Genomic DNA, 18766 nt, shown 5'->3' with positions numbered 1-18766 from the left:
TATCGGTCTTCGGAAGGCCGCCAGCCTTGAAGCCCATTCTCGTAATGAGGAATCGCTTGTAGTCCGGAGTTTTGCACCCACCGAACCGGTGGTCCGTTTAGAAAGTGAACCGCAGCGAACCCTGCATCACCCGCGGCGAGCGCGTGCTCGACACCTGGCCGAACAGGCTGTTGATCTGGGCACCCGTCGTCAAGTCGAACCGCGCGCCCGTGTTGATCCCCGAGTACTGCGTGTGATTGAACGCGTTGTACGCCTCCCACCGCAGTTGGAAGTACCGCTTCTCGCTCTTCACCGGGAACCGCTTGCTCAGTGACAAGTCGAAATTGTTGACGCCAGGGCCACGGAGGTAAGTGCGCGGTCCTGGCTTGGGCTGCGAAGCGCCACTTCTGATTAATGACGGCAAAATGAACTCATAAGGATCAACCTGCAAGTCGCCCGGCCCGGGGCGCAATCTACCATTATCACGCAAATAAACGCGGGCTAGTTCTGTGATGGAGCCAGTAAGCCCTTGCCCTGTTCCCAAGCTCAAATTCAATAGATCAAGCGGCTGCCCACTGCTCAACTGGGTGACACCAGATATTTGCCAGCCATCAAGCAGCACGGACGCTAGCGAGTTGTCATCCAGCCAGCGGCTCGCTTTGGGTAACGAGTAAACATAGCTGACCGTAAGTTGATGCGTGCGGTCATACGCAGCGAGCCGGTAATCAAACTCACGGGTATTGAAAGCGTTGGTCAGTTCAAGATCATCATTCGCCGTGGCAAACGCTTTTGACCAAGTGTAGGCCAAACTGAGCGTAAGATTTTGCGAGAAGCGCCGCCGCGCCGATACTTGCAGCGCGTGATAATTCGACGAGCCGCCGAATTCATAATAGGGAATGTTGCCGTAGCCCGGATAAGGCCGCAGGAAGTTTGCACTTAAGGCCCTTAACCCGCTGAAGTGTTGCCCAGCATCTTTTTGATATTGGAAAAGATTTGGTTCTTCCCTCGGCACAAGATTATTGGCAAAGCGTGTGCGATCTTGATTCTCATACCTAAAGACAGCGCCATAAGGCACTGAGTTCAAGTTGCGGGCGAGAGCCAAATGACGGCTAAGTGTGCCAACGTAGGCCACATCCACGACTGTATCGAAACCAATGTCACGTTGCAGCCCCAAGCTGTAGCTGTACACGGTCGGAATCTTGCTGTCGCGAGCTAGCCCGTAAACGGTAAGTGCTCTGGGCGCCAATTCGGTGGCGGTACTTAGATCATCCAAGCGTCCATTAGCTAGCGTGCGATTGACCACGGCAGGCGGGTTTCTAAGCATATCGGCACTAATACCGCCTTGCACACGATCATAAAAGATGCCCGCGCCGCCGCGCAGGATGGTGCTGCCGTTGCCAAGCAAGTCAAAGGCAAACCCAACGCGCGGCCCCCATTGCACACCACGCCCATCAAGGCCGCTGCGCGGATAATTTTTCCCAGCTTGGGCAATGCCATTTTGCAAATCACCGGAACCGGGAACAATCAAGGCAATGAAGCTACTATCTTTAGTGTTGCCGACCGTTGGCTTGAAACCAGGAACCAGCATCGCCGGATCAATTGCGCGACGATTGGTGCAGTTTTTATTGGCATCAAGAGCCACGCAAACCGGTGTATATAGCCGCACTTGTTTGTTCCGATCAAAAAGTTGCGGATTGAAGAATGAAGTCTGTAACCGTTCGTCATATTGCGGCTGATACCACGAAAGACGCAGTCCATAATCCAGCACCAGCCGATCATTGACCCGCCACAAATCCTGCACATAGCCTTCGACATTCCGGTAGCGAAACTGCCCCACCGGCGCGGCACTCACTTGTTCATAACGGTTAAAGACGCCCAGCAAGGCATTGGCAAAGGGATGCCCAGTGTCATACGGATTGGCTGAAGTCGGCGAGAAGTTAATAGTGCCGCTATTTTGCACTAACGCCGATTGTTCGCGGCGGTTTTCCAGAAGCAGGACTCCGATCTTCACCAAATGCTGGTTCCAAACTTTGCTCAAGTTGAAGGCAAAATTGAAGGTGTCGTTGAAGCTTTTGAAAGGCAAGCCAAAGTAATTGTTTTCCGGGCCGCGCGTGGTGGCATTACTGAAATTAAGCAATTCGCCGTAGAAAAGATTGGGCAAGTAACCGCCAGGATTTGGATTGCTGTTTGGGAAAAGCGTCGGGAAGTTCAGGCCGTTGACGCCCTGCGTAGCCCGGTCGCCTTCAGAGACAATGCGCACGCGATTCCGGCTCTGGCCTACGATAAATTCACCGGTCACGGTGGGGCTGAAACTGTGCGAAAGCGTAAAGGCAAAGTTCAAGCCGGGACGCGGTAACACGAGATTCCAGCTCGCAAAGTTTTGCGCATTGAAAGTAACTGGCTCGTTGGGCGGAGTTGTTTCGAGACCATTCAATCGCGCAGTATTTACCAGATTGAGCGCCTCCTGCGACCCAAAGGGTAAAGCTTGCTCATCGTTGTTAATGATAACCCGGCCCGTCATGGCAGTTTTGTCAGTCGGATGGTAATCCAGGCGTGCGATTGTTTCAGTTCTGGGGTATTTCGTAGAAGCTTGTGAGACATAATTCCGTTGTAAGTTGTCAGCCGTGGGAGTCTGATTGGGCGTTGGATACAAGCCGAGAATGCGGCCGCCCTGAAAGAAGCGATTCGCCGGTATGACATTGTTTGGAAAGCATCCGCTCAGATTACTTGCAGTGCAAGGAAGCCCGGCGGCTCTCAAATTTGGATCAGTAATGAGAACCCCTTTCGCGCCGAAAGCATTAAGCGAATCGCGAAAATCCCCACGCCTTTCGGTCTCGGTCGGCACACGTAAAGCCCTCGGCAGATTGGGTGCCAGTTGACGGAAAAACTCCTGATTCACAAAGAAAAATAGATTCTCGACTTTCTTATAACGGCCTTCGCCAAATGGATTGTAAACCGGGCCGCCAAGATCATAGCCGAACGTGTTAAAGCGATAGAGGGGACGTGCCAAGCGTTGTTCGCCAAAACGCGGATCGGTGGCTGGCACATTGTCGCCTTCGCCAATCCGGCCAGCGGCATTGTTGAAATAGTTGTTTGCATTCAAACCTTCATGCCGATGAAAGTAGCGCAACCCGCCGTGAAAATCCGTGGTACCGGATTTAGTCACGATCTGAATAAAACCGCCTGCCGCCTTGCCGTATTCGGCTTGGTAATTTGCCGTTAGCACCTTGATCTCGGCTATCGCGTCAGGGTTGAGTGTCACGTGCGGGGAACCGTTATCTTTTGTGTCGAGGTTTGTCACCCCATCAATAACGAACTCGTGTTGATTCCGGCGCGTGCCGTTGATTGAAAATTGACTGAACTTGACGGGGTCGGAAAGATAACCATTCGCAGACACTTCTCCTCTGCTGGTGACGATACCCGGAATTAGCTTCAAGAAATCGAGAATATCGCGTCCGTTCAACGCCAGATTCTTGACTTGATTGTTCGTGACCAATTCAGACCGCTCGCCCGACAGCGATTGCAATTGCTGGCGTCCGGCATCAGGCACCGGGCCGTTGGGTTGCAGTTGCTGGGCCGGAGCCGTCACGGGCTGTTGCATTGGGGCTTTGGCTGGCGGCAAGGAAGGCGGTGCAGTGGCTGGGTTCTGCGTGTTCGGCGACGCCGGATTCTGGGCAACCTGTACTGAGAAATCTCCCAAGCTCAAAGAGTTCATCTTGGGACGTGATGTGACATTCAAGCCTTCAGCGCCGTTGATGGCAAAGTTGCCGAGTTGGCGCAAGGCAGTGGCTGCTGTCGCCGGCTCATTCAACGCGCCTTCATCCACCGACACCAAGATGATCTGCAACTGTGTGCCCGCCAGACTCACCTGGCCTTGCTGGCCGGTGCGCCCTTCGATGCGCACCGGGCTGGCGTTGACGCGGCCCATCGCGTCTATGAAGACGGGTTGTTTTTGAAACGACTTGAAGCCTTCTTTTTCGACGCTGAGCAAATAGGGCCCGGGCGGCAGTTGCGGGATGGCGAAATAGCCGTTGGGCTGAGTAGTCGCTTTGCCTTTCAAGGCGCGCTTCGGATTGGCGATGGTGACGAGCGCGCCGTGGATGCCTTTGTTTTTGGCATCGGTGACCTTCCCGGCGGCGGTGCCGGTCACGCCTTGCGCCAAGGTTGTGATTCCCAAAAGCCAGAGCAGGCTTACGGCCTTGATGAATTGCTTTGTCAGCGGGCTAAAGTTCATAGCTGTTCCCTCACGGATTCAGATGGTTTGATGACTTCAGTTTTTCGTTTGCAGCGTTGTGCGCGGCGCGCGCCAGAGCCGGATGCCGCCTGTAGCCCGCCCGGTCGCTAGCATTTGCCCGTCGCGCGAAAAGGCTACGGTCAAGACTTCGCTGGCCGCGACCTTAAACGTAGCGAGTTCCTGGCCGCGCTGGACTTCCCAGAATTTCATGGTTTTGTCTTTGCTGGCCGTCACCAGGCTGCGGCCATCGGGCGCGAAGGCCAGCGTGGAAAGCGCGTCTGTGTGCCCTTTCAGTTGGATGGTCAACTGGCGGCTGGCAACGTCCCAGAGCGTAGCGAGGCCATCGTTGCTGCCGACGGCCAGCAAACGTCCATCCGGTGAAAAGGCGATGGCATTGATCGGCGAAGTTTTGCCCGCAATTCGGAGCAGGGCCTGTTCGCGAAAGGTTTGCGCATCCCAAAGTTTGACAACGCCGCCACGGCTGGCCGTCGCGAGCGTGCGGCTGTCAGGTGAAAAAGCCAGCGCCTGGATTCTGTCTTTGTGTCCGCGCAGCCGCGCCAATTCGCGGCCTGTGTGGGCTTCCCACAACCAGACGACTCGATCCAGCCCTTCGGCCTGATCAAGCGGTTGATCGCTCGCCAGTCCGCCAGCGGCGAGGAATTTGCCATCCGGCGAATAGGCTACGGCCAGCATTTCGCCCGCTCCGCTGAGCAATGTTTTGGCTTGGCGCGCGGCCAAGTCCCAGAGCTTGACCGTTTGATCTTCGCTGGCTGTGGCCAATTGTTTTCCGTCGGGTGCAAAGGCCAGCGCAGCGATGGTTTCCTGATGAGCGGCAATCGAGACAGCCTCGTCCGGCGCAGTGAGTTCCCATAATTTAAGGGTCGGCCCACAACCTGCGGCCAGCCAGGTTTGATCGGGCGCAATGGCGAGCGACTGAACCCGCTCCATTTCAACCGGCAGGGTTTGCTCTTGCGGTTGGCCGAGGTTCCAGACTTTGACAGCGCCATCGCGCCCGCCGGAAAGCAAGGCTTGCCCATCCGGCGCAAAGGCCAGGCTTTGCACGGCGCGCAAATGGCCTTTGAAACTGGTCGTGAGCTTTTGCGTCGCCACGTCAACGAGCGCCACCGTGCGGTTATCGCTGCCAATCGCCAACTGACTGCTATCGGCGGAAAAAGCGAGCGCGAAGACGGCTTCGTTGTCCTGTTTGAAGGTCTGCGGTTCGCGCAGTTTGTTCAGCTTCCACAGTTGAACCGACCCGTTGCTACCGCCAGCCGCGAGGTAACGGTTGTCCGGTGAGAAGGCGAGCGCGTTGACCAATCCCACATTGGGCGGCAACGCCAGATGCGCGCGTTTGCGCTGCTGTGGCGCGTCCCAGAGTTCAACCGTGCCCTGTCCGCTGCCAAGCGCCAAGGTCTGTCCATCCGCCGAGAGCGCGAGGGAAATGATGGGCCGGCGTGCTTCTTTGAAGCGCCCCACGCGCCGCCACGAACGCATGTCCCAGAGATAAATCTGTCCATCATCGCTGCCCGTGATTAAGTGCTGGCGATCTGGGGTGACGAAGATGGCGCGCACCGAACCAGCGTGCCCGGTCAAGGTCAGCGGTTCACCCTGCTCTAGATTCCAAATCTTTACGGTTTGATCGTCACTGCCGGTGGCGAGCGAACGGCCATCGGGTAAAAAGGCGAGCGCGTTGACGGCGGCGCCTTCGTGCCCTTTCAAGCGGCGCTCTTCGGTTGGCTGTCCAGGTAGCCAAATCTTCACGCTGCCGTCAGCGCTGGCGCTGGCAAAGCGTTTTCCATCGGCGGCAAAGGCTATGGCCCGCACTTCATCCGGGTGCGACAAAGACTGGCTTTCGTTGTGACAGAGCCGCCACAAGTAATACCACTCAAACCCACGCAAATCAGCGCTCCCGGTTTCAGGCACTTGGCCGCTGAGCAGTTCCAACATGCGTTCGACATTGCCGTTCTCCCACATCTGTTGGGCAGCGCTGACCGAAGCGGCGTAATACATCTGGCGGACGGTTTGCTGGGCGGCTTCGGCGCGTTGCAAGGCGTCATCGGCGCGGCGGCGCGCGCGGATGGCTTCGAGCCGCGATTGGGCCAGATAGGCGATGATGATCAGCGCCGTCACCGTGACCAGCAGCAAGCGACGACGGTAAATCTGGCGCCGCCGGAGCAACTCTGCATCCGGCAACTGCGATTGCACCCAGGCCGTATCAAAGACGTGGCCGTAAATTTGATTGCGGACGGCCAGGCGGCCTTCGACGGTGCGCACGATGCCAGCCAGGCGCAAGGTGCTGATCAGCGGGTTCGCCTCTTCATCACGCACGCGCCGACCTTTGCGGACGCGCGCATACAGCAGCAGCAGGGCCGTCACATCGGCTTCGCTACGCAGCAAGCGGTCACGCACGAAGTTGAGATTGTCGTCGCTGACCCGCGCGCGCGTGGAGAGGAATAACTCTTCGCACAGACGATCAACCGCCGCCGCGTTGTTATTCGCGCTGACATCTTCGGCGATGGCGCGGCACAGGCGTTGGGTGAGATAGGGATGCCCGCCCGTCCAGTGCAGCACGCGGTTCAGCAGCTTGCGAGCCAGCACAGGCTCCGTCCCCAAGCCTTGCGCCAGCGGCGCGGCTTCGGCTTCGGTGAAGTCGCGCAATTCGATGCGGTTCCCGATGTTGAACGGGGTCATGCGCGTGTCCTGGATCAAATCGGAAGGCGTGGCGACGCCGAGCAAACAGAAGGTGAGGCGCTGCAATTCGGGGTCTTCGGTGCGCTGGTTATAAAACGCCCGGATGCCAGCAAAGAATTCATCGGTTGAGAACTGCGGGTTCAGATCGTGGAGCGTGCGCACGACATCAATCTCGTCCACAAAAATGACTAACGATGAATTGATGCTGGGCAGCACGACTTTGCGGAGGGCTTGCATCCAGCGTTGCAAAGGGCCGAGGTCTTTGTCTTCCAACTCGAACCAGTAATCTTCAAGTTCGTCTTCGATGCCCAGATGCTGGCCGATTTGCCCCAGCAAGCCGTTGTACCACTGCGCGGCGCTCAGATTCTGGCCAATGGCAGTTAGATCGAGCACGGCAACTTTCACACCGTCAGCACGCAAACGCGCGGCGGTTTGCACCATCAACGAAGTCTTGCCCATCTGCCGCGAAGTGAGCACATAGCAGAACTGCCCCTGCCGCAACCCGGCATATAAATCGTGGTCAGCCTGTCGGCGCACGTAGCTGCGGGCATCGTATTGCAATGCACCGCCTGTCACATAAAATTGTGGCTCAATGGCAGTCACAACTGGCACCTATGACAAACAAGTTAGACAAGTTAGGGTTGAAGCGCTGTCAACTACCAGCATGTTGGGCACGAACTGAAATTCACGCAGAATGCTTAGAGTAAGTGTCGCATGAGATACATCGCATAAAGCCGACAACGGGGCCGCATTTCCTGCACCGTTTCACCCGTCATCACACCCGCCGAACGCAACCGATAGAAGCTCCTGGTGTCAGTGACGGCAAGCCCTGAAAGAATCGCTTTCACCACGTTACACAAGCCTTCATCCTGGGCGAGCAAAACCAGAATGCGCCGCAGGTGGTCGCCAAAGGGCCCTTCATCGCGATCCGCCAGCGCCTCGAACTCGGTCAAATCCGTCGGCTGCGTCGCCAACTCGTGCAAGCCGCGCCGCACTAAATATGGATGACCGCTGAGGACACGGTAGAATCGTTCAAGCTCGGTGGCACTCTGTAGCGGGTTGCCATAGTGGCGATTCAACTGGGCGACTTGCTCGAGATCGAAATCCCTGACTTCCAACCGCGTCCCGACATTGAACGGCGATTGATTCATATCGGTAATAAACAAGTGGGCTTCGGTGGCGTAAGCAATCGCCAGGGTCAATTGCCGCCAGGGGGCCGCCGGATTGAGCGCGCGGGCGTTATGCCAGGAGCGGAAGAGGCCGAACACCTCGCTGCCGAAAGTGCAGGTGAATAAGCGGTCAACTTCGTCAAGCCCCCAGACCAAGGGCGCGCCGCCAAGCTGCGGCAAGACTTCGCGGCGCAAAAAACGCTCGAAGTTCGGGCTGGGGCCGCGCCGGGCATCCCATTTCTCTTCAGGCACAATATCCAAGTCGAGTTGTTCGGCAACGGATTCTGCCAGCGCAAGAAAGAGCGTTTCCGCCGAAACCAAATGCGCGGCATTTAGCATTTGAAAATCCGTGAAAACAACTTTGGCGCCTTCGTCACGTGCACGTTGCAGCCCGCGCGCCAACAACGAGGTCTTGCCCATCTGCCGCGCGCCTTTGACCAGCACGATGCTATCGCGGCGCGAAATCGCCTCCAGAAAATCGTTGTCAGTGGGGCGGACGATATAAAACTCAGAGGTCAGGGGAACCGCTCCACCAACCTGTTCAAGTTTGCGGCGCTGTAAATTGGTCAAGAGTTCCGTGGTCGTCGCAAAGCCCCGCATCAATTGCGCCAACAACAACGCATTGTCCTTGGGGCCATGCCAATGCACGTGTTGGATCGCGTCGAGGATGCCGGCCAGCGACTCTGGTAAAGGAGCATTGAAATCAATCCGCACCGGTAAAAGTCGCGGCTTGCCTGCTTGTTGTTGAGCCGCTTCGTGCGCCGTCTGCACCTCATACGCCACCATTTCGCTGGTGACCGAAGCCGCCGACAGGAGCGGGATCACAATGTCGGCACTGCGGATTTGCTGTTCAATCTCTTTGGCCCACTCAATTCCAATGGTCAGGTGACGATCCACAAAAACCTGATGTCCTTGCGCGCGCAGGCTGGATTCCAGCAGGTTCAGCACCTGTTCGTCCGGTTGGGACTGCCGTTTATAAAACAACACCACCCGCATTCCCATGACCGCCGGGCGTATTTCCGGTTGAACCGGCTCTGGCAACGCCAAAACGTGGGCGAAGGACTCGCCAAAATCGCGCGCGCGGGGTTGACGGCGATTCGGCTCAAACGACAGCGCCTGTAGAATCGCTGCTTCAGCGGCAGCAGGCAGTGCGTGCTGCAACTCACTGGGTTTGGTGAAAGCGCAAGCCTCTTGCAGGCGATAATGCTGATGAAAGGATTCGGCCTCAAAGGGCAACCGCCCGGTGACCATTTCATACGCGATCACCCCCAAGGCGTAAATATCGCTACTGGCTTCGGGCAAGCCCCTAAGTTGTTCGGGCGCCATATACGGCACAGTACCAACCACTTTGGTCAGCGCGTGATTGTGGGTAAGCTGCGAATCAATGACCGTCGCAATGCCAAAATCTATGAGTTTGACCATTTCTTCGCCGCCGCTGAGCACCTGCAACATAATATTTTCCGGCTTCAGATCGCGATGGTAAACCCCATTTTCATGGGCGGCACTTAAAGCATTGCCAATTTGCCGCACGAGATGGCCGATGCGTGCCAATGAAAGTGAGCCAGCGTTCAGCACCTCCCGCAAAGTGGCCCCTTTGACAAACTCCATCACCAGATAAAGCTGTCCGTTCGGCAACTGTCCCGCATCCGTTACTGACACGATGCTAGGGTGATTGATGCGTGCCAGCGCCTCCAATTCCAATTTGAATTTCTTGCGCACCCAGTCTTCTTCTTTCGAGGGCTGTAGCACTTTGATCACGACTTCTTTGCCGAGCAGCTTCTGATCGCACCCCAAATAGACAACGCCAAACCCGCCTTTTCCCAAGACACACTTAATCTCATAGCGTGAAGCCAGCTTGGGCCATTCGCATTCATTGTGAGGATGAGTATTCATTTCCACCCCTGGAAGACAAAGCGTTGGGCTGCTGAGAAAGCTGGCAAAAGAATGAAGGTCGCCCCAAGTGGGCCAATGCCAAGACTACGGGGCAATTCAGGTCACAGCTTTACCGCTCGAAATTACTGCTTAATTGTGCAAACGTGATTACTACTGTGCGTCAGGCACCTCTGAGGACATCATCACCATTTCAGGCCAGTAATTGAGGTATTTTGCCTACACGGCGGGCAAATTAGCCCAGCATTGATAAACAGTCAATGGCAAAATTAAATTTCGAGATTCTATTGACTCAATTGATTGCCCCAACCATAAGGCGTGTTATAGACTCCCCGACGTTGATAAGTGCCCTTCAGCAAAGTCGAGTTGGCTGGATTTTTTGTAACACGATCCGCCGAACTCATCTTCACACTGACAATTGATTCCTGCCCCTGGTTAGCGCAGTTGGTCGAAGCTGACTGCACGGGTTATCCGGCGGGCTGGAATCACAGGTATTGCCCCGAAAGATGCTCAAGCGCTGCGGTCAGGCGGCGCGGTAGCGTTGCCCATTTTCACCAAGCAAAAATTCATTGGCCTGGCGGCTGCAAGCGCTGGCGTTGCCTTTCTTGGGTGAGCCAGCAACATCAGACAGCGCGGTTTTATCTGCTGGTAAAGCGGGATGTGCGCGCAGGAAGTATCGCAGTATGCAATCAAATCGAATGGCTGGTCGTGCAAGCGGAACCGGCCCTACACACACGCAACGGATGCCATCGTCTTTCAATCGGCTGACGCGCAATCGGCTGGCGCGGTGGCTTGGCCCGGAATTATGGCGGCTGCTCGTCGTCTTGGTTTGCGGTGGCATGTTGTTCCAACAGTGGCCGGGATTTGCGCGCGTGAGTGCACAGCAGGGACAGCAAACCATCAGCCTGGATGCGACGGTGCAGGATGACCAGAAGGTTCGTTTGAGCTGGCGCATCAGCAATCCGGGGTCGAACATTGCCGTGCGCATCCTGCGTTCAGAAATTTCTTCGCTGGCGGGCTTCCAGGCGATTGGCACGACCCCCGCAAGCGAAACCAGTTATGTTGACGCTGATCTCAATGTCAACATCACGTATTACTATCAAGTGCGCACGGTTTCGCCCACCTACATCGCGTCGCGACCGTCGAATGTGGCAATCATCCGCATTTCGGTCCCTACGCCCACAACGACTCCGACGCCCGTGCCGACGCCATCCCCAACAGCGTCCCCGACACCGTCTCCAACGCCGAACAGCACGCCCTCGCCCTCACCCACGGCCACGATCAAACCGTCACCTTCTCCCTCACCCCAGGCGACGGCCACACCTACGCCGACACCTGCTGCGACGCCGACAGGAACACCTGCTATCTTGCCGGGTTTCTATGCGGCGCCGAATGGCAGCCGCACAGGAGACGGCAGTGCGGCAAAACCGTTGGATTTGGCTTCGGCGCTTTCCAGCCGTAGCCCGGTACGGCCTGGCGACACGCTGTGGTTGCGCGGCGGGACGTATCATGGGGCGTTTGTGAGTGATTTGAATGGAACAGCCACCGCTCGCATCACTGTGCGCGCCTACCCCGGCGAACGGGTGATCCTCGACGGCAATGGTTTTCTGGATGCGACCCTCACCGCGCAGGGTTCATGGACGAACTATCAAGGATTCGAGATCACCAATACGAACCCTGATCGCACGCAAATCCGTCCGTCCGGACTGGCCATCTATGGGCCTTATACCAAATTCATCAATCTCATCATTTACGAGACGGGCGGCGGAATCGGAGCCTGGACGCCAGCCCTCGGAGCCGAAATTTATGGGTGTGTAATCTTCAATAACGGCTGGCAAGGACCTCCGCCCGACCGTGGGCATGGGCACGGCATCTACATTCAGAACGATGCGGGCACTAAGCGAGTGGTGGACAATCTGGTGTTTAATCAGTTTGGCTACTGCATCCACGCCTATACGCAACAAGGCTCGATCAAAGGCTTCTACTTTGAGGGCAACACTCTGTTCAAGAGCGGGGCGTTAGCGCGCGCGCCGGAAAATATCGCTCCAAACTTTTTTATCGGCGGTTATCCGCCGGCCGAGCGCATCACGCTGGTGAGCAATTACCTCTATCAACAGCTTGACGCACCGTCGCACAATGCCGCGTTTTATTACACCAACGAAGACAACCAGGATATTACCCTGCGCAACAACTATATTGCGGGCGGCTCACTCGGCGCCTGGGTCAACAAATGGCATTCCATCACAGGCAGCGGCAATACTTTCATCGGTAGAAACTATTTGATCAGTTTGGTGCCTGCCACGGCGACACCAAACGCGACATTTTCATGGGATGGCAACAACTATTTGCATTTGAACAGCGAACCCTCGCACAGCCCTTTTACGGATGGCGTCAATATCTTCACCTTTGCCCAATGGCAAAAAACCAAGAACTATGACCGCAACGGCCATTACACTTATATTCCCAGCGGACGTCCTCCCGGCCAGTATGTGGCGGTGCGGCCCAATTTGTATGAGGCGCGCCGGGCGCACATTACCGTTTACAACTGGGAGCTGAGTGATAGCGCCACGGTTTCGGCAGCCAGTCTGACCAACGTGCTGGTTCCCGGCGCTAAGTTTGAAGTTCGTGACGCTGAAAACTTTTTCGGGCCGCCAGTGTTGTTTGGCACCTACAACGGCGGGGCGTTGCAAATACCGATGACACGCACCGGAGCGGGCAGTCCAGCCGAATTCAAAGCCTTTGTGTTGTTGCCGGTAGAGAATCTCGTGCTGCCCGCCACACCGACGCCCACACCCGTGCCAGCGCCTTCGCCCACGCCCACACCCAAACCTGTGCCAACAGCAACACCAGTCCCGACGCCCACGCCCACACCCGTCCCGACGCCAACTCCCACACCGGTTCCAACGCCCACGCCCACACCTGTTCCAACACCGGCTCCGACACCAGTCCCAACGCCCACGCCGACTCCAACTCCTGCTCCAACTCCGACACCAACGCCAATTGACCCGGCAGTCTTGCCGCTCGATATTGAAGAAGCCTCGTTGCTCTACCTGTTGAATGAGTACCGGCAGGAATTGAACTTGAATCCCGTGGGCCTCGCCGTCAGTCTCACCCAGGCAACCGCTTGGGCAGTCAAAGATATGGCCGCACACAATTCCACGAGCAAGGTGGACAGCTTGGGGCGCTCGCCAGCGCAACGGGCGCGCGCGTTTCTGTATCCGGGTGAACGGGGCACGGTGGAAGAAGATGCCCTGGTACTAGCCAGCAATTGGGAAGTCCAGGACATTTTGAACCGCTGGCAGGCGACGCAGGCTGGCAACGCCGTGCTAAGCAATCCCGCCTGGAAGGCTGTCGGAATTGCGCGGGCGTACAGCACTACGCAGCAGCGCTGGTATTGGCAAATCTGCTTCGGTAGTTTTTGGGATAAGACCGCAAGGCTGCCCGGCGAGGATGAGGAGGGGCGCATTGATAGCAACGAACTGGTGCGCACTCGCCCGCCGAGTCTCGCCCTGACGGCAGGTCATCGCTTCACGGGCTATGGCGATGATGGATTGGATTATGATCCGATCCATTGCGACATTGATGCGCAGCCGCAGATGTGCTGGCGCGATCCGCCGCCGCAATACAATGTGCGTTTAATCGAAACCACCGGGCTGGAATTTCTAGCCGGCAATTGGGTCGTGCAGCGGCAAATCTCGGCTCAAAATGTCGTGCATGCCAATTACGACGGCTACGACCGCACTAGCATCGTGATGGAGTTACGCTTGAATAACAACGGCACCTGGTCGTCGCGCGGCTATCGCGCCTTCACCACGCCCGTGCCGCTGGAAAACGGTACCTGGGAAGCCGTGCTCGACAGCGCGCGCAACGAAATCCTGCTCACGCTGGAAAGGCAGAATCGCCTGCCGCGTGCAACGGTTCGCGCACACGCCGTACTAGGCCAGTTGACTTTTTTTGCGGTGGATGGTGGCTCATTGATGCGCAATTTTTTTCGCGGCTGGCCGGCGGACGACAATTCCGCCGATGACCCGCAAGTGATCTTTGGGTTGAAACCGCAATGAGGGCTGGCTGAAACGCCGCTCCAAACCAAAAGGGCTGGAAGCAATGCTTCCAGCCCTTTTGGTAATTTGGATTGCGGGGGCAGGATTTGAACCTGCGACCTTTGGGTTATGAGCCCAACGAGCTACCAGACTGCTCCACCCCGCGTCAAAAAGCGAAGGCGCACTTTACTGGGCCGCCTATTGACTGTCAATAGGGTCTCCAAAAAATCTTCGGCTACGTATTCAACCCACGCTGCACTGCGTGAAGAATCAGAGACTAAAGTCCAGCCAGACCAGCCCCAAGTCCCGTACCTCTAACTCACTTCTCATAAAGTGCTGCGAATTAAACCGCCATCCACCTGCAATGAAACTCCAGTGACATAGCTGGCGCGTTCCGAAGCCAGAAAGGCGACGACTTCGCCGACCTCGCGCGGTTCGCCCAGACGGCGCAAAGGAATCGCGGCGGCTTGCTGTTCAAAGTATTGTTCGTAAGTGATGCCCTGTTCTTTCACACGCACATCGGCGAGGTGGTATTGGCGGTCGGTCAGAATGTGGCCCATCAAGACGGCGTTGACGGTGATGTTGTCAGGCCCGAATTGATTGGCCTGCGTTTTGGTCAGCCCGGACAGGCCTGCGCGAATGGTGCTGGAGATCGTCAGTTCATCCACCGGTTGTTTTGCCACCAGCGAAGTCAGGTGGATGAGGCGGCCCCAGCGGCGTTGCTGCATGCCAGGCAGCACCAGCCGTGAGAGGCGCACGACATTCATCAACGTAGATTCGACGCCCGCCTGCCATTGTGCATCGCTCAATTGCAGAAAGCGGCTGACGGGCGGCCCGCCGGTATTGGTGACCAGAATGTCCACCTGGCCAAAACGCTCGACGGTTTGCTGATGCCAGCGTTCCAAATCGGCGGCGGCGGCAACGTCAACCGTGACCGCCAAAGCTTCGGCATAGTGGGCGGCTTCCGCGCGAACTTTTTCCAATTCGTCAGCGCTGCGCGCGCAAATTGAAACGTGACAGCCTTCGGCGGCCAACGCCAGCGCACAAGCCTTGCCAAGGCCTTTGCTGGCGGCGGCCACCATCGCGACGCGGCCTTGCAATTCCAGGTTCATACGGTTTTCCCTTTGTGGTGAAAAGCAAAGAGCCAAATCAATCAGCGTGTTTACCACCCATTGATTTGGCTCAGACGATTTTGCCTTGCTCGCCTGTTGAGCGGCCAGCAATCCGCTTTTAGAAATTGAAGCGCACGTCGAAATTCAACTGGCGTGCATTCCCCGCTCCGTTGGGGATGCCGAAGAAGGACGAACCCAGGGTGCCGCTGTAGTTGTTAAAGTTGACGCGATTGAAAAGATTCGAGACGCTAACCTGAAACGTCATGTTGAAGCGCGCGCTTTCATTGCCGCCGCCGCCAAACGGGCCGCCAAAACCACCACCCGGGCCGCCAAAACCACCGCCGCCACCGCCGCCACCACGTCCGCCACCACCACCACCGCCGCGTCCACCGCCGCCACCACCACCGCGTCCGCCACCGCCGCCATTCGCACCGCCGGCCTGCGCCTGATTGCTCGCGCGTTTGCCGAAACCGATGGTCTTGCTCAGGCTCATACCGACGTTAAAGTTACCGGGTCCTTGCGCGTCCACACCGTTCGGGTAAGCCTGTGCCAGGTAGTCGCGCAATTGCACTTGCGGCAACTGCTCGCTTCTGCTGTTGAGGCAGACAGTGGCAGCGGCGCCGGGAAACAGTTTCGGAGTCGTGCCGGGCACGCAGATCAAGCGGGGGGCTAACTGCGCATAAGCACTGGCAGGCAAATCAGCATTGCGGTGAATGCCGCCTGGCCGGTCGCTGAAGTTGCCGTCCAGATTGTCGTCGCTGCCGGTGGTGATATTGAACGGGCTACCACTGCTGGCATTGATCGTGGTTTGGAGCCGGAAATTTTTCGGCAAGGTAATAAAACCACCAGTGAAAAACGAATGTCGCCGGTCGGCGCTTGAACGCCCCCATTCCGAAGCCAGGTTGTAGTTGTCGGCCGGCGTGCCTTCGCCATTCGACTTGATCCATTGCAGATTGTAGTTGCCGAATAGAATCACGCGGCCCGCCCGGCGATTCAACCCAAAGCTGATGCGGTTGGTTTCGTTGAGCGCCGACGATTCGTACTGATAGATCACGCCGCAGGACGGAACAGGACAAATCGCCTTCGGACGGCCCGGGTTCGCCGGGTCGGTCACAAAGCCGGTCGGCGCATTGATATTGCGCGTGCGGTATTGATTGATGCCACGGAAAAAGTTGTAGGTAACCGAAAGGACGAGTGACTTAGGCAACTGCCGTTCGACCGCAAAACTGCCATTGAGGTCGTAAGGAACGTGCAAATCTGCGGCGAGTGGGCGCAAGGTTTGCGCCGCCGGGTTGCCCAGTTGCGTCGCGTTAAGCAACAAGGCTTGCTCAGTCGTAGCCGCAAAAACCGCGCCGGCACGCACAGTGAAGCTTTGTTGCAACAGGCCGTTGTAACGTATCGAATTTTGGTACGCGTTGTTTTGCAAGCGGTCAAAAAAGACGCCGCCGCCGCCCCGGAAGGTCGTCTTACGGTCTTTGAAAGGCGACCAGGCAAAGCCAATGCGCGGCGCGAAGTTGGCCTTGTCGCTGATGTGATTCTGAAATTCGTGGCGCAGGCCATACGAAAAGGTCAGCGTGTTGCGCACGCGCCAGTCGTCGTTGATGAACCAGGAGCCCCGGAACATGTTGTATTCGATCAGCGGATTGCCGCGATTGATCGAGAACTGCTGAGCAAAGTTCGTCGTCGGATTCGCCAACGCCTGCCGGTATTGTTCCAGGTTCGAGAAGGTGTACGTGCCGTTGAAATTGCTGCCGCTGGTGTTTTGGTACTTGTCGAATTGAATTTGCACACCGCCCTTGAGCGTATGCTTGGCCCCTTTGGTTGTGTAAGTCAGATAGTCCTGATATTCGACGCCGGTCTGGTTCACGTTATTGGGGCAGCAGGTCGAGCCGCCGCCGATGAAGGAGTCGAGCACATTGATGGAAACGCCATTGCTATGCGGACTCTGTTTGCTCGCGTCAAACTCAAGCTGGAACCGTGCTTCGTGCAACAATTTTGCGCTGAGAATCCAGGTATCTGAAACGCGCAATGAATAATTATTGCTCTCGCGATCCGAACCGCTTTCGGGCAACCGGTTGCTGGTGGTGCCGCCACCACCACCGCCCCCAAAACCGCCACCGCCACCGCCACGTCCGCCACCGCCAAAAGCTCCGCCAAAACCGCCCGTGGAAAACTCCTGGTTCACGCTGCTGTTGCGGTTGAAATTAAACGAAGTGTTCAGTGTGTTCTTTTGGTTGATCAGGTAATCCGCGCGGAAGCCGACAAAGTTGCTCACGCTGGTCGAAGGCACGTTGGCGACAAAGCGTCCATCCAGCGTATCGGCAATCGTCGTGCTCTGCCCGGTCGTGTCATTGCGGTTCACAAAGGCGTTAAAAGACATCTTCTTCTTGAGAATCGGCCCGCCGAAATTGAAGTTGAACCGGCTCATCTGTTGATCGGGTTTTTGCAGCGCAAAAGCATTGCGCGCATCCAGCGCCGCGTTGCGATAACCCCAGCCGCCGCTGCCGCGCCAATTGTCATTGCCCGGACGCGTGATGATTTCGATACGGCCCGATCCATTTTGCGAAAATTCCGGCGAGAACGGATTCTGATTCAGCCGAATCTGCATGATCGCTTCGCGCGGGGGCAGCCGTCCGCCGCTAAACCCATCCACGAAAATTTGCGCGCCGCCGCCATTGCCCGCCGCCGCCGAAGGCCCCGCCAGCGCTTCCAAAAAGGCGCGCAGGTCGTCTTCGTTGTCGGGCAGGTTATCAATGAACTCTTTGCCCAACACCGTGGCGTTCATGTTTTGATCGGGTTCAACCGAAACACCTTCGGTGTTCATCTTAGTTTCAATCACTTCGCTGATGGCACCGGTCGCCAAGACTACCTTAATCGGCGCATTGATAGGCAGGCGTATATCTTTGAGTGAATAAGGGGTAAAGCCGGTGAAATCGGCAGTCAAGCTGTACACGCCCGGCGGCATGTTGTTCACTACAAATTCGCCGCTCACACTGGTCGTGACCGTGCGCTCTTTGCCATCGGCACCAATCAACACCACCTTCGCGCCTGGGATGGCATACCCTAATTCATCAACAACCTGACCACGCACCGTCGAGGTTTGCGCGCTGGCCACAGTGGCGAATAAGCCTAAAGATAAAATGACTGCGAACAGTCGCACCAGACAATTTTCCATTGGGTCTCGCTTCACGTTTTGCATTCCTCTCAGCCCTCGGTGTCCTTTTCCTGTTGAAGACTCCAGCTTGTTTTGATTTGCTGTTAAGCCGCTACCAGTTCCGGCCTGAGCGCGGAAGAGCGGCCCTTCGTTCGTAACGTATGCAGCTTTAAGCATTGCAGCTTGTTGCAGCTTGTTGCAGTTGGCAGATCGTGTTGTGCGATCTGAACCGGAAGACGACCCCGGTTCAGGTACAGTTTCAAAAAATTCTCGTCAATTTGAAGTTCGCCAATGACTTAGGCTTTGATCACGCCCACGCACTTGCGAAGTTCCCACTTGTCGCCGGATTGACTGGGGGCCGTGTCCTAATTTCAAAATTTAATCCTACGGATTCGCCCTCGCGTCGGCTCTCGCCTTGCGCTGTTTCTTATTCCAAGACTCTTTCAAGGTTTGACGAATCCATTCAGAAAGGTTCAACCCAGCATCTTTCGCGGCCT

At 56.7% G+C, this 18766-nt stretch carries 6 protein-coding genes and 1 tRNA gene; 1 reads left to right on the top strand and 6 read right to left on the bottom strand.

The window, feature by feature from the left end; translation table 11 throughout:
- Positions 1-97 precede the first annotated feature (97 nt).
- The 3 genes from HY011_14620 to HY011_14610 form a co-directional block, all read right to left on the bottom strand.
- Positions 98-4213 carry a carboxypeptidase regulatory-like domain-containing protein gene (locus HY011_14620; protein ID MBI3424161.1) on the bottom strand — a complete coding sequence of 1372 codons (4116 nt, stop codon included), beginning with the start codon at positions 4211-4213 and terminating at the stop codon, positions 98-100.
- Positions 4214-4249: 36 nt separating this feature from the next.
- Positions 4250-7507 (bottom strand): AAA-like domain-containing protein, encoded by a 3258-nt coding sequence (locus HY011_14615; GenBank protein ID MBI3424160.1) that lies wholly within the window; start codon positions 7505-7507, stop codon positions 4250-4252.
- Positions 7508-7602: 95 nt separating this feature from the next.
- Positions 7603-9966 (bottom strand): AAA-like domain-containing protein, encoded by a 2364-nt coding sequence (locus tag HY011_14610; protein MBI3424159.1) that lies wholly within the window; start codon positions 9964-9966, stop codon positions 7603-7605.
- A gap of 695 nt (positions 9967-10661) precedes the next feature.
- Here HY011_14610 and HY011_14605 point away from each other — a divergent pair.
- On the top strand, positions 10662-14024 hold the full coding sequence (locus tag HY011_14605; GenBank protein MBI3424158.1) for a right-handed parallel beta-helix repeat-containing protein: 3363 nt from the start codon (positions 10662-10664) through the stop codon (positions 14022-14024).
- 71 nt (positions 14025-14095) lie between these two features.
- Here the strand turns inward: HY011_14605 and HY011_14600 are convergent.
- The 3 genes from HY011_14600 to HY011_14590 all read right to left on the bottom strand — a co-directional run bounded on the left by HY011_14600 (position 14096) and on the right by HY011_14590 (position 18305).
- Positions 14096-14169, bottom strand: a tRNA-Met gene (locus HY011_14600).
- 160 nt (positions 14170-14329) lie between these two features.
- Positions 14330-15115 (bottom strand): SDR family oxidoreductase, encoded by a 786-nt coding sequence (locus HY011_14595; GenBank protein ID MBI3424157.1) that lies wholly within the window; start codon positions 15113-15115, stop codon positions 14330-14332.
- A gap of 118 nt (positions 15116-15233) precedes the next feature.
- The gene (locus HY011_14590; GenBank protein MBI3424156.1) at positions 15234-18305 is read right to left on the bottom strand and encodes a carboxypeptidase regulatory-like domain-containing protein; all 3072 of its coding nucleotides are present in this window, start codon (positions 18303-18305) and stop codon (positions 15234-15236) included.
- Positions 18306-18766 lie beyond the last annotated feature (461 nt).

The sequence above is a fragment of the Acidobacteriota bacterium genome (genome assembly GCA_016196035.1).
GTDB lineage: Bacteria > Acidobacteriota > Blastocatellia > RBC074 > RBC074 > JACPYM01.
Note: the sequence above shows the minus strand (reverse complement) of the source record. Positions and strands in the feature narration are given on the sequence as shown.